Genomic DNA, 13269 nt, shown 5'->3' with positions numbered 1-13269 from the left:
GCTTAAGGAATTGCTAAAAGAAGAACAGAAGGCGATCTCTCAACTGATTGCCCTAATTGACCAACACCTAGATTGATTTACTTCCCTGATTGAAGCCGAGGTGATTCTTCAAAGATGTTATGAGGCGGTCAATAGATACGCCTCTTCATCTTTTTAAGGGCGCAAACCTGAAAGTTATCAAATATTATAAAGATTATCAGTATTTTCCCCTCAATGGAAACCACCGAGCTCTCTTGAGATTGCCTAGCCGCTCTCAAATTAATGAAGCGGATGGCAGCGGATTCGGCTCAAATCAATTGTCCCGTCCCTATTCCTCAAAAGAAGCGATGAGCTCCCAATCAATACCATCATCAGGGAACAGAGATAACTGCCCAGGTGATACGTTAGACTGACCCCTATTGTGGTACGAAAGATGGCACGCGGTACACAGGGCGACTAAGTTTTCGAGACGATTGTCCTCTGGTATCCGATTGCGGTGGTGCACCGTCAAAGTCAAAGCACACCGTTCGGATTTAGTTAAACCGCTTTGTTTACCGGGTCTGAGGCACTGTTGGCGGCACTTAGCGCAGCGCCACCCCGCATTTTCCTTGATTGATAGCGCAATCTCAGACCAATTATCGGGATACCTCTTTGGTTTAGGCATAATAATTGTAAACGCTCATCTCTCTCTAGTATGGCGAGATATTTTGTTGCCATTACTCAGAATACCGCCTCATCTAGGCCTAAAAAATCTCGCATTCGGGCAGTTTGAGCAGGGCGGGGCGGGTTGGGGTTTTGGTTTGGGTTTTTAGTAATGTTAGGGGTGAGGAAGTTCACAGCCTCAGTGGCTGCGGCTGACATCTCTCAATCACGAGGAAAAGGGGATGGATCGGGCAACTTTAAGGCAAATGGCGATGGCTGCGCTTTCACAAGTTGGCATCCAATTTGATGAAGCTAACGTAAAGGCGGAGATTGACGATAACTGGTTTCTTGGTGGCCTTGAGCCAACCCATCAACTTTACGTTGTGCATTTGCTAGTTGACGGACAAGGGCGGGAAGAACCGGGGCGACATGGTTGGGTAGAGTTCAATTGGAAACTAGAGGTACAGAGTTGGTATCTGGAGGAACAGGATGAATATGGTAAGCAAGAAATTGCCAGCAGCAATGATGGGATTGAGTACGATCACATGAATCCCCCTATCCGTAAGCCCATGCCCATTCGCTATCGACCACTCTTACCCCCTGCCAGCCGCACACCATAAGGGCGGTAGTTAGTGCATATCGTCCTGCCCTAACAAGTCTCCATCAGCCACCATTTCTGAGAGAAATGTCAGGGGATTGCTCATATCAGCAGCGAAACCAAGGATGGCGCGATCTCGATGTTCGTAGACTAAATCTCCCTGAGCATTAAACAAGAAAGTTGCGCCTCGTTGAGTGAGATAAGCAGCATTTGGAACATAGGTTCTCCAATTACTCAGCACTTCTCCCATATTCCGCAGCCGTAAAGTTGCCAATTCAAACGGACGCTGGAAACCTTTGCCACCTGCCCACCGAAAAGTGGAGCCTTTGAGGGGTGGAAGAGGGAAAGCCTGAATAATTTCATCATCACCAATTAATTGAGGTGCTGTTGCGTCGCCTCGATATCCTCTCCATACTTCTGCCAGAGTGCCAGGGCTACCAATCCCCGCACACATGAACAATAGATTGAGGTAAGCATTCATAGCAGCCGATAAACCGGGTAGTTTTAACGATAAACCTGGATACAGGTCAAGTTTGTGGTGCAGTTGGGCACTGGGATCTACAAACAAACAGTCGGCAGTCCATCCTGTATAGCCACAGAATCGCTGACCCGATGAGCGTGAGCCAATTCCCACAGCTCGGATTGCTATCCCTTGTGTTTCCAGCCGTTGAGCGTCCCGCTGCAACCACCAAGCATATTCAAGGCTGTCGAAATCTCCCAATTGTGGCAAGAACAGCACCAATTGCCTCATAGAGGAATCGCAACCGTTCAAGATGGGTAAAACGGCTCCATCACTCACCCGTTGGCGTGAGGTTTGGCTCAAGAGGGTATGGATATTCATCGGCTAATTATCTATTGAGGAATTGGGAAAGTAGAAAATAATCAGTTGTTGGACAGATGGTTTACTCACATCAAATCGGGCGACTACTTTCGGAATTGATGTATCACCTGGTTGAGATGCTTTAACTATTGCGCTTGAGCTGGCAGGGTATGTCTAGCTGTGCTACTTTACCACAGATAAGCTGATGCTGTCGGGCGATCGCCAATCCTCTCTCCGCGAGAGCAGACTCAATGAAATTGGTGCCGACAAGCGTGAAATATTTTGACAGACTAACTGGAATCAGCGCGGGTTCAGGGCATCTGTAGGTAACTTTTCGCTTGGCTTTCCTACATAAAGAATACCGAGAGCAATGGTCGCTCCCGGTATCAGCTTTTCCAGTTCCGTTGTTGCTAAGTAAATCTAATCAGGCTCAATGAAAGGAAAATTTGCCTCACTCAATTAAGCACAGCTTTCTGCGTACTGAGTTCACCACTAAACACGCTTACCCCATTGTTATTGGTTCGCCTGTTCCAAAGCGGGAGTCGCTGGAGTTCCAGCAATTTCGGCCAAATTAATCTTGACGACTTTATTGCGAGCTTCAGTTACTTTGGGCAGGGTTAGCGTTAGAATGCCATCTTTGTATTCAGCTTGCACAGAGTCGTTTTGAATGTGTGCGGGCAAGGGAAGCGTCCGGTGGAATTTGCCGTAGCGGAATTCTGAGCGGACGTAGCCAGATTTTTCTTCTGTGTTTTCGTAGCGGCGTTCGCCAGAAATAGAAATTGCTTCGCGGGTGACTTGAACGTCAATGTCTTTGGGGTCAATTCCAGGCAGTTGCGCTTTTAGTACGAAGTTGTCCCCAGCATCAACCAATTCCAGAGCGGGCATCCAAGTGGCTTCTGAGTTATCTCTCGTTGCTGTCCGTTGGTCAAAAACTTTATCGAGTTGCTCGCGAATGGTTTCAATTTCTGTGAAGGGTTGCCAGTAGCGCATCAACATAATCTGTCACCTCAAAAATTGGTAATGCTTTATGAGTTTGTTTGGGTTGAAGCTCATTGCTTACAGTTATTATGATGCCGCTTCCCAAGTGGGAGGAACAGTCAGGAGAACCCAACCCAGTTAGTCGTATTTGCCAGAATAAGTGCGAAAAAATCAGAATTAATTGGCATTGAAGAAAACCGTACAAAGCTATTCCTAGAAACCGAAAATGCTATGGGAACGCCATGAGCTTGCCTCGTCCGTTCTGCACGGCACGAGCGTCGGGGGAAGTATCGTCGGTGTTGCCAACCGTACCAAAAATGCGGTGCGGGTGATGTGTAGCAGTGGTAATGATGTACAGAGCCGGCAATTGCTGCTTTCCCATAGCCATCGCTATATGAGGACGATCGGATAATCCCAGTCTTAAAAACAAAGTTTTGATATAGCTAGCTGCGGGAGTGGGAGTCCCACATTAACGCCTCCACAAGCGGGGTGTTACCCACAGCTAGCTAACAAATCCTCCCAAGCAGTAATTCAAAACAGCCAAGACACCTTCATTGTCTAACGACTAGCGTGTCACCTGCTTGAGAATGCCTAGTAAAATGTTATGCAGAAACAGAAAGTAATAGATACCGAAAGCAGCCAAGCCTCCTAAAAGCATTACTATATCTTGCCGAAACTTGGCTATACCAATGAAAACACCAAGAAGAATTGATACGGTGATAGCGATGGGAATGTCGAACATAAGGTAGACCGCTCATTAATGCTAATGATTTACCTTCCCAATCTAGATACTCAGCCCCGGTGTCGGATGAAATATGATCCAGATTTGAAGTTTTGTTAAGCTTTGCGGTAAATGCCGCCTGCCTTATCCGTGCAAAGCAATTCCCCTTTGTGCCATGCCCAACCGTGCAAATTGCGGCTAGCTGACACTCCTAAACTCAGTGCTTCCCCCAGCGATGTGTTGTAGGCAACCAATTGCTTTCTGAGCAAGGGGTCATTTTTTGCCTCAATTTGGCACGTCCACAGAATCATCCCAATCCAAGAAAAACCCACTTTGTGCCAAACTAAGTTTGTTTTTAATCTCTGCTTTTCTACTTCCTTAAGTTCTGGGTAAGTGCCATCCAACTCGGATCGAGCCAGAAGTTGAGTGTACTGCTGACCTACTTGCCTCCACTTTTTCATCGGAACCTCATAGTAGGGTTTCAAGCATACAGAGAAAGAACCATCCACATCTTCTTTTAAAGTCTCGGCAAATAAATCATAGGCTGATTGAAATGGATACTGTCTCAGGCTAGCTTGGTGAAAAAATTTGTCCCAAAAATGGGCTAATGGCTTGGAAAAATGCTCTACATAACCCGTCCAGATTTGGAGAAGTACGTGGCGTTTTTTGACATATTTTTCAGCAACGTCGCAAAGCTCCCACCGGGCTTTGTACTCGTTAACGCAGGAGTTCATTAACTCAGCTTTTCGTTGAGAAATCTCTTGCCGTTTTACAGCTTCCTCAAGCGGGTAATAGTCCTGAACAAGCCACTTAGATTTCCAGCACTCAGCCAAAAGAATCTGGGTTTGTCTTGCTTTGTGCCATTCCTCTATCTGAGCTGGTGTCTTAGCTTGCTGTAGGAGGCGATCGCTGGGCAAGCTAGCTATAAGTTGGGCAATTTGCTCATCTATTTCAGAGATTTTTTGATTCATTAGATAATTCGGGATAAAGTGGAGGATTTCGGACGGCACAAACTAGGGGGGGATTGCGGGCGAGCGAGGAGGTAGCGATGGCTCCGCCCCGAATGGAGCCTACGCAATCGGGAAGTTTGGGCATGGCGGGTGGGTTGGGGGTTTGGTTTTAGTTTCTCCCAAAATCCGGGTGTTGGGAGCGATCGCACTCGCGTCAATCCAGCGCTGCCTTACCTTTGTCAAGGATATCTCGCAAAAATTGGGCTAGCTCGGCAAAGTGTTCTGGGTTATTTTCAAGCAACCATTCTGTAAGCATGATTGAGTGTTTGGTTTTCCTAAACTTGACCCGCGCGAACGATAACTCGGCAAACAGCAGATCGAGCAGTTTTGCTGCGTTAATATTTTTGTCAACGTATTGGGGATTTGATAGCTCCTCTGGAGTAGCATCTTTAGAGAAACAATCCTTCTTCTCCTTCAACTTATCTTTATTGCTTTCCAGCCTTTCTCGAACTGCTTCGCTGGTAAGAGCCTGTTCTCGTCCCGCATCGTCTTGATTGAGAACGGCTGCTATAGCATCGGGATGCAGCAGGTAATTTTCATACATACACCTTTCCAGAAAATGAACTGGCTCTGGACTCCTTTTCCGCAAATCCGTGAGATCCTGTTGAGTCCTATTTTCACGGTCAAACACAAAACCTACACCAGGAGGGTACAAATTATTTCCACCGCTGAGCCGTTGGTATAAATCAAACATAACATCAACAAAGTGAGCTTTCTTTCCCAATAAATCACCCGTATTTTTGATGCTGACAATTTTAGTTCCTGTCAAGAGTTTTGGAGCTAGCTTGGACAATATGAGCGGAAAGCACTGCTCCTCGGTGGGCCCTTCCACCCAGAGGATGCTGTCGGCACCAAAAACATCAGACAAACTCACCCCCAGTTCAGCTAAAAGAGAGCGCTGTTCCCTAATATCTCGCGCATTCATCGTTGATGCTTGGGTTTCGCCCTCCTCATATCGAAGCTTCACGATAGTTGAGGGATTGGCAGCAGCAATAATCTGGGCAGAATGAGTGGTAATAAAATACTGGTGTTGCGGAAACTCTTTGAGGATTTCTATCAGCTTCTTAGCCGCCCCTGGATGCAAATAAGATTGGGGTTCGTCAATTACGATTGGTCTGGATTGCGGCGATGCCAGTACCACGTAAAGAATCGCCAGCACTTGACCGGTGCCAGTCCCGCAGTCTGACAAGGAAAATGCCAAATCCTTTCTATTGCTTCCGGCGGCTTTCGCGGGCCAAAGCAATATTTCAACAGGGTTGGGTTCCCGAGAGTGCTGCTTCGATAGAATTTGAGTTGAAACGGACGCGAACTGAGGAAACATGGTAGAAACATAGTCATTGAAACGCTCGTACAGCTCTTCTTTACCTCGCGACTCTAATAAATGAATAACTTCGGCTAGGTTTGAAGCCCTTGGATTAAGCTCTTCATTGTTTCCCACAGAGCATTTTCCAATGAACCGCTGGGCTTGAAGTTGGGAAACGCAGTTTCTGAATTCGTGAAAAAGTGTTACGAAAAAATCTTCACTTGTATAGTTAGAGTCTATTTCATTAGTTTCTTGGTAAAATGTAAAACGACCGCTTTCGTCTTTTTTTATAAGATTTCTGTTTCGGTTCCTTGAAAGTCCCGACCATGTTTTACTTGGTTGGTAGTATGTTAATTCAATAGCCGGATCTAAATCTTTGATTGAAATGTTATCCCGGTTTACTGAATTAGCCGTTAATTTTGAAACACTTAACTCTACATCATTGGGATTGTCCATCCAATTTTGGAATAAAACAAGCACTTCGGATGGGGGTAAGAACGCATCGCGAGCAGAAGATAATTCTACATAGCAGTCTGCTGATAAATCATCGAAAAGGCGATGAATTTCTGCTTTTGTGAAGATTAAAGTTAATTTAGCGGTAGATTCGCGGTTCGGCGTTGAATTGAGTTGCGGAAGCGTTTCGATAGTGCGGTGCGGACTTGTCTCAAAGCTCAGGCTCAGAGCTTCCAGCAGCGCTGTTTTGCCTGAATTGTTGGCTCCCACAATAATATTGATGCCGGGTTGGAATTCTAACACCCCAGAATCTTGGAAGGACTTGTAATTAAGTAACTGAAAACGGGAGATGTACATAGCTGTGTTTCGGGGCAAACTTTAATCAATAAACTAACGCAGTTGCAGGAGCGATCGCAATTCTGATCAGTTAATCCCCTCTGGCAAGTACAAATCATCACCGGGCAATCTCCTGTTCGTAATCTCTTGCCGGTTCTCCAACATAACTGACTCAACGAATTCACCAAACCGCCGATTGTACTCTGGTTCAGTACGCTTGATGCTGAATGCTGCGTCAGCCCGCCGTTCGATGGATTCTGCCATGCTGGCTTGAACCAAAGCTTGAGCTTTCACGTTGCCTTTGGTTGCTTCATTGAGCCAGTATGCCGTAGCTAATGCAATGGGAATGGGCTTGATTAGTTGAGCGTTGCCTTCCACTGGAATGCTTTGAGCTTGCGTAAAATTGTATCCGCCAAAAGGCAGAGCTAAAGCCGATTTCCCAGTAAGAAACCGGCTCAAGGCACTACCCTTTTTGTCCACCGCATTCATAACTCCAATCGCATCGACTTTGTAGCCGCCGTCGGGTAACTGGTAAACATGAAGCGGAATTACACCTAAAAGGATGGTGGCGGAAATAGCTTTAACTGTCATTTCTTAGTTCAAATAATTTACAATTGCCAAAGATTAGCCTGTTTTTGACTAATTAATCAACGATATCTCTGAGCAAAGAATTTAGTTTGCGGACTACCGAACCTAGCAAGTAGTGTTTGCTCTACATAGAACAATCCACCGTTGAGAATGATGACGCGAGAACTTCGTATTGGCTGTCCTAGGTCGCAGAACTTCGACATTCAGCTCTAGTTTTTCTCCCAGCCACAAAGAATGTGTTGTATGGTCTGCCACATCATCTCCTGTTTCGGGATGGACGAGAATATTTAGTTCCTCGCGATGGAGCATCAACCAGGGAACGACTTTGCCAAACTGCGAGGGTAAAAAGGCAACTTGATACATCGCTTGGGGGTGGGGGCCTATGGGTTTGTCGTGCCGCCGTGCCCTAGCTGCACCTCAAACTGAGTCAATCCTTCTCGCACGCGCGCAGCAGCATCGCGACTATCATTGTCAAAGTAAATATGCGCGTGAAAACCAACAATTTCGATGGTGTCTGCTTTCATGATTTTCAGTAGGTTATTGAGCCGACATTTGCACAAAACGGCTGTTAACTGAGCGAGTAACTAGACTTATAGCAAACTGCGGAATTCAGCCATCCGTGTTGTTCGCACTCGCTCCGTTAATTGCATCCACCTCAACAGCCTACAGCACTTTGGGTTCCATTGCGTACAAATCGTTCAACACAACCTTGACATCGGGAAACACAAAATACGAACGTCAGGAGAGCCAATTCGATAATTAAAAGAACGATTGCCAATTAGAGCAACGATTAAGGATGTAACAAGGGATTGTTTCTAATTTCCGATAAACATTCTTCTAAAGACAAACCATGCAGAATTTCCCACCATTGCCCCGTATGTCTCATGTAGGCCACATTAAAACAATCTGGCCCAACATATTCTAGGCGGGCGGAGCGAGACTCAAAAGACGGGGAAATCGCCCTCGGACTCGGACAATTGTAAGTTGAGCAGAAGTAAAAGTAGTTGCGATACCACTTGCCAAAGATATCCGTTCGATAGTTGAAATCCGGGTCTGTGGGTGGAGATTCGATATATTTGGGATTGAATTCTGTTTCAATTAACTCATTGCATTTTTGTTCGATTAATTGTTTATCAGTATCAGGCACTGTAGGTTTAGACTGTTTGCCAGAAGAAGAAAGCCAGAGTTTTTTTGCTTTTTTTGCCATTGAATTTGTTCCCCTGATTATTCTAAATTTTCTTTAAAGTGAGCGGGGTAGAACGAGGAGTCTGACCCTACATTATGCCCCCACCGCTTCGAGCGAGCAAGGATAGATTTTATGGATTTGGTGGGACACTCTGCTCGTATCCCTTAACTCAATTAATGGGATAGGTTTGCAAAGCCCGTGCGAATGCTGTAGATCGATTAATTGGCAGCGGAATCTGATTGCTCTTGAATTTGTCTGAGAACATCCACCTCAATCTCACTCAGCAGTTTGGGTTCCATTTCATACAAATCATTCAAAATAGCCTTGACGTTCGGAAACACAAAATACTCGGTCAGTTTGCCAATACGGTAGTTAAAGGGTTGATATCGGTGTTTGAAATACAGCTCCACATTCCCCCGATGTTCCCACAACCCTAGCAAATTGACAACCACATCCGAGTAATGCGCTTTCACATCCCGCTGCACCTCGGCGATGCGTTCCTCGATCGCTCGAGTTGTCACCCCAATTTTATAGAAGCAGTGGCCGTCCGCTTTGACCTCCAGAAAATAGAGCGAATTCACCAGAATCCGACGAAGCTGCGCTCGATAAATCTGCAAATCAGCCCGCCGTTCGTCCAAACAAGATAACGCCGCAGCAACGGCCATCTCTACAGAGCCTTCTAACTTCATTAACTCTGATAGCAGCAAGGGTTCTTGGACTTTGTTGAACAGCGCCAGGGGAAGCGCGCCGACGGGGATTTTACCCAAGTCGGTAAACTGATAAGAGCGATTGCCCTCCGAATCCAGTAATCCTTTCAACTGCCACCGAAAGTTTACCAAGTCTTTGGGAATCGATCGCTTTTGGGCCCCGTACTCTTTCCACAGCACTTTCAATTGCTCCAATTCCTCACCTTTAAGCTGAATGTTGAAATTATCGTAGAGGGGCAGCGATGGGAAAGCTTTGGTTTTAATCCGCTGCGAAACGGGCTTGCAAGTTTCCCCGGTGTGCGCGAAGTGATGTTCTTTCACCGAACCCTTTTTTGCTGTGAGTCCGCCTCCGCAGTAGAGACAAGTTAGCTGAGTTTTTCCGCGCACAACTTCATCAATGCCCGTCAGTTCGCCACTGAGAGCAACACCAAATTTAAGCCACATTGTCAACAATTCTCCTTTCAGCAGGTTTTGGAGATGCACCCGCTCCACATGACCGACGATTCTAACAACAAATCCAGGGGTTAGGGCTTCTGCCTTGGGAAAGAAAGCGATCGGCACTCGATGCTCTTGATGCGTGACTTTAACCTTGCATCCCAAATCTAAAATCTAAAATCTAAAATCTAAAATTGCTCGTCACCAGTCGGGAATTTCTTGGGCCGAGGAGTCTGCTTGGGCTTGTGACAGTTGGTGAGGGGGCAACGGTTTTTCTGGCGTTGAGGGTGCTATATCAGGATATGGAATTTTCCTGACGTAGGAAAGGGTAGAGAGTGCGGAGACGGCTCCCCTTACTTGGTCGGGTCGCACTTCTAAGTATTTCTGCAACTGTTCGAGATTGCGGTGTCCGCTGATTTCTTGAATAATCCGCAATGGGATACCCGCGTTGCTCATCTGAGTAAGTGCTGACCTTCTGAGGCTGTGGGTGGAAGCGCCGATGATGCCAACTCGTTCGCAAGCTTCTTGGAATAGGTGAGAGGCGGCTTCCGGGTTCGCGTGCTTCCAGCGGTGGTTGAGGTGGCGGCTGGGGAATAGATAGGGGTGCTCGGGATGCTCGTAGGTTTCTAACAGCAGCCTCAACTCTTGAATGATCGGGATAGTGCGGGTGCCGAGTTTGCCTTTGGTGTTGCCTTTGCGGATGATCATTTCGGAGCGGATGACATTCGCTGGGGTAAAGACATCGATGACTTTCAAGCTGCACGCTTCGGCAATGCGGCAAGCGGTGTAGAGACAAATCCCGAAGAGGGCGCGGTCGCGGTCGCTCTGCAAACCTTCGTTGAACAAGAGTTCGATTTCCTCTTGCGTGAGTATTTTGGCCTGCCCGTGTCCCTCTATTTTCATGCTTGGTGTATACCCGACCCGATACCTGAGAGTTTGCCGCAAATACTGCATTACTGCATCGGTCGGGGGAATTTCTTAACGTAGCGCTCGCCCGAATCAGCAAGTTTAGTTCGGGCGATGGCAGCTCGGGTGTTGATAACTATAGCGTGTTTAAATAGTTAAACTTTGGCTTAGGGTAATACCAATTCACTATGAAGATACACTACATGAGGGTGATGTCTTTCTGGTGGGAACTATATCCTTAGCGTTATATTAAATGCAGCTTCATAGTAAATTGGTATAAGATTTGCTGTTGAGAGTTATAAAGTCATACTGGTAAATCGTAAAAAGCTTTTGCGGAGGTCTTGATTACTACAAGGGTGAGGGAAGCTGGGTTGCTTCGATAGCGGAAAATTACTTTAAGGACTTGGAGATATACATTGCTGGTGATGTGAATGAACTTAATCCAACTCTCGAAAAAACAGCAGTTCGCTTTTTTAACAACTTTAGTGCCGTTGAGTCAACTTAAAACTGATAAAGTTTAAATCAAAGATAGAATAATGCTTCAATTACTTTTGCTCACACCCCACTAGGCAATCTCTAATTCTCTATCTTACTGACGCACAACGAGATAGCCGCGTGTCTTTTTGGAAAATGAATCAGTAGTATTCATCGCTTTCCAAAGATTCTCCGTAGAAGCCCATACAGGCGGATATTTATAACTGGCTACGTCTTCAATCAGAAAGCGATCGCTTTGCTCGTGATAGGCAGCAAGGGGAGAAATATGCCCGCTTTTACCCTGACCCAAAACAGAGCGTTGGTAGTTCACAATTATATAGTCGCCGGAACGGGCAAGATTGGCTTTAGCTTGGGTACGAAATTGGTTAAGTGTTGTCTCCGACGCATAGTAGACCTCAACTTTGACGTTGTGACTTCTCAGTAAGGCAGCTAATTCATCCAGAGTCATCCCCGAAAAAGTGACGGCATAAGAAGAACGGATATTCTGGGTTTGACCGTCAAAAAAGGTGTCTTGGGTTAGTGGGCGATATCCCTGTCTTTTGCTGCCGAGTGCATTCAGAACCGTCACACTGCTAGCCACACCACAATAGGCTGGACGCTTTTGAGTTTCAATGTGGGTGCTAAGCGGTTGAAAATCCTGTTTGCTCTTGCTCTGGTTCAGTAGCTGTTGTCCTTGTGGCGACTCTAAAGAAACCAAAGTTTTGGGAAGTGGTAGCCGGTCAACAGAAGGTGGCGAGAAGAGTTTCCAGGTAAAAACGCTTAAACCTGTGCCGAAGATTAGTAGAATACCCCCTCCAGCTTTTATTAGTCGCCCTCGCCATCGGTGATTCCCAGATTTCTGATTTGAGTCCATATCTTCATCTCTCCTAAGAACAGTTGTTTAAAAAAGTCTTACTCAGAATTTTTCGTTGGATAATTAAACATTACAACGTCTAAATCTTGCCATCTGGTTAGTAGCTCTGGCAACTATCGCCTTTGCTTTGGACATCATTATAGCAAGTCTTTTTATTGTTATAATTTCATGATAATTAAGGAAAAATATCATTTTTCTAAAGCGGTTTGAAAAACTTTGACTTTGTAATACAATAGTGAAATCTATGCCTGGAATCGAGATTGCATCATGCCGCCAATACCAACAGTCACAGTTAAGTCAGGATACAAGCCACAATCTATCGATACCAGCATTGAAGCTGACGTGCTGATGTTTCAGCTATTGCGACAGTTAACGCCCCAACAAAAAGTACAGCGGACTTGCGCTTTCAATCAAGCGGTGCGAAGGCTGGCAATATCTGGAATAAAGAACCAGTATCCCAATGCTACTGAGGCAAAAGTTCGACAAGAATTTATTAAAAGGTGCTTGGGTGCTGAGTGGATAGAAGTTTTATCAGACAGTAAAGATTGGGGTGAACTCGTGATTGCAGATCCGATCGAATTAGCGCAAAAAATAGCCAGCATCTTGCTACCGCTGAATATTCCATATATAGTGGGAGGTTCGGTGGCAAGTTCGCTGTTGGGAGAGAACAGATCGACGCAAGATTTGGATTTAGTAATTGACCTGGAATCGCGAACAGCACAGAGGTTAATTGATGCCATGTCAGGCGAGTTTTACATCAGCGAGTCGGCTGTGACTGAAGCGATTGCCAAGTCAAGAACAGCACCCCGCGAATCATCGTTCAATGTCATCTATTTGCCTTCTATGGAGAAAGCGGATATTTTTGTGATGGGCAGCGATGACCCTTTTTCGACTTCGGTGATGAGCCGCCGTCAGCTTTATCCTGTTAGCGGCTTACAAGAAGAGGGAATTTACATCTACTCGCCCGAAGATATCGTCCAACAAAAACTCAGTTGGTATAAACTAATTCCTGGCGGTTCCCAAAAGCAGTGGAGGGATGTGTTGGGAGTTTTGAAGGTGCAAGGGGAACGACTCGATCTCGCTTACTTAAACCAGTGGGCTGTTACACTCAAACTAACAGATTTGCTCTCGGGAGCGCTACTTCAATCAGGATATTAATAGTCGGCCATTGAGAATGAAACTTTCACAGCCCTCAACTTGCTATTACTAAGAAAACTCAAAAGTGAATTTAAGCAACTTTCGTAAATTGAAAAAGCTCG

At 45.8% G+C, this 13269-nt stretch carries 15 protein-coding genes; 2 read left to right on the top strand and 13 right to left on the bottom strand.

Annotated elements, in window-relative coordinates; all coding sequences use genetic code 11:
* Positions 1 to 307 precede the first annotated feature (307 nt).
* Positions 308 to 643: an HNH endonuclease gene (locus QUB25_RS12870; protein ID WP_194012309.1), complete on the bottom strand. Its 336-nt coding sequence runs from the start codon at positions 641 to 643 to the stop codon at positions 308 to 310.
* Between the two features lie 220 nt (positions 644 to 863).
* Here QUB25_RS12870 and QUB25_RS12865 point away from each other — a divergent pair, with 220 nt between their 5' ends.
* Positions 864 to 1241 carry a hypothetical protein gene (locus QUB25_RS12865; protein ID WP_333183626.1) on the top strand — a complete coding sequence of 126 codons (378 nt, stop codon included), beginning with the start codon at positions 864 to 866 and terminating at the stop codon, positions 1239 to 1241.
* 9 nt (positions 1242 to 1250) lie between these two features.
* Here the strand turns inward: QUB25_RS12865 and QUB25_RS12860 are convergent, their stop codons facing one another.
* From QUB25_RS12860 to QUB25_RS12810, 12 genes are all read right to left on the bottom strand, one after another.
* Positions 1251 to 2060: a peroxiredoxin-like family protein gene (locus tag QUB25_RS12860; RefSeq protein WP_333183625.1), complete on the bottom strand. Its 810-nt coding sequence runs from the start codon at positions 2058 to 2060 to the stop codon at positions 1251 to 1253.
* 492 nt (positions 2061 to 2552) lie between these two features.
* Positions 2553 to 3035, bottom strand: a complete 483-nt coding sequence (locus QUB25_RS12855; RefSeq protein WP_333183624.1) for an Hsp20/alpha crystallin family protein — start codon at positions 3033 to 3035, stop codon at positions 2553 to 2555.
* Positions 3036 to 3246: 211 nt separating this feature from the next.
* The gene (locus QUB25_RS12850) at positions 3247 to 3399 is read right to left on the bottom strand and encodes a hypothetical protein (protein WP_333183623.1); all 153 of its coding nucleotides are present in this window, start codon (positions 3397 to 3399) and stop codon (positions 3247 to 3249) included.
* Positions 3400 to 3854: 455 nt separating this feature from the next.
* Positions 3855 to 4709 (bottom strand): hypothetical protein, encoded by an 855-nt coding sequence (locus QUB25_RS12845; protein WP_333183622.1) that lies wholly within the window; start codon positions 4707 to 4709, stop codon positions 3855 to 3857.
* Positions 4710 to 4902: 193 nt separating this feature from the next.
* Positions 4903 to 6861: an AAA family ATPase gene (locus QUB25_RS12840; RefSeq protein WP_333183621.1), complete on the bottom strand. Its 1959-nt coding sequence runs from the start codon at positions 6859 to 6861 to the stop codon at positions 4903 to 4905.
* Between the two features lie 66 nt (positions 6862 to 6927).
* The gene (locus QUB25_RS12835) at positions 6928 to 7431 is read right to left on the bottom strand and encodes a hypothetical protein (protein ID WP_333183620.1); all 504 of its coding nucleotides are present in this window, start codon (positions 7429 to 7431) and stop codon (positions 6928 to 6930) included.
* A gap of 102 nt (positions 7432 to 7533) precedes the next feature.
* Positions 7534 to 7791: a DOPA 4,5-dioxygenase family protein gene (locus QUB25_RS29805; RefSeq protein ID WP_445251946.1), complete on the bottom strand. Its 258-nt coding sequence runs from the start codon at positions 7789 to 7791 to the stop codon at positions 7534 to 7536.
* A gap of 17 nt (positions 7792 to 7808) precedes the next feature.
* Positions 7809 to 7952 carry a hypothetical protein gene (locus QUB25_RS12830; RefSeq protein WP_333183619.1) on the bottom strand — a complete coding sequence of 48 codons (144 nt, stop codon included), beginning with the start codon at positions 7950 to 7952 and terminating at the stop codon, positions 7809 to 7811.
* Between the two features lie 266 nt (positions 7953 to 8218).
* A complete protein-coding gene (locus QUB25_RS12825) occupies positions 8219 to 8635 on the bottom strand; it encodes a DUF3024 domain-containing protein (protein WP_333183618.1) in 417 nt (138 codons plus the stop codon).
* A gap of 197 nt (positions 8636 to 8832) precedes the next feature.
* Positions 8833 to 9882, bottom strand: a complete 1050-nt coding sequence (locus QUB25_RS12820) for a GIY-YIG nuclease family protein (protein ID WP_333183617.1) — start codon at positions 9880 to 9882, stop codon at positions 8833 to 8835.
* A gap of 75 nt (positions 9883 to 9957) precedes the next feature.
* Positions 9958 to 10659, bottom strand: coding sequence for a tyrosine-type recombinase/integrase (locus QUB25_RS12815; protein ID WP_333183616.1), 702 nt, complete (start codon positions 10657 to 10659; stop codon positions 9958 to 9960).
* Positions 10660 to 11251: 592 nt separating this feature from the next.
* A complete protein-coding gene (locus tag QUB25_RS12810; protein WP_333183615.1) occupies positions 11252 to 12010 on the bottom strand; it encodes a phytochelatin synthase family protein in 759 nt (252 codons plus the stop codon).
* Positions 12011 to 12277: 267 nt separating this feature from the next.
* Between QUB25_RS12810 and QUB25_RS12805 the strand changes: the two genes are divergently transcribed.
* The gene (locus QUB25_RS12805; RefSeq protein WP_333183614.1) at positions 12278 to 13168 is read left to right on the top strand and encodes a hypothetical protein; all 891 of its coding nucleotides are present in this window, start codon (positions 12278 to 12280) and stop codon (positions 13166 to 13168) included.
* Positions 13169 to 13269: the final 101 nt, after the last annotated feature.

This window comes from Microcoleus sp. B3-D7 (assembly GCF_036705305.1).
Classification (GTDB): Bacteria; Cyanobacteriota; Cyanobacteriia; order Cyanobacteriales; family Microcoleaceae; genus Microcoleus.
The sequence above is the reverse complement of the archived record's forward strand: the minus strand, read 5'-3'. Positions and strand labels throughout refer to the sequence as shown.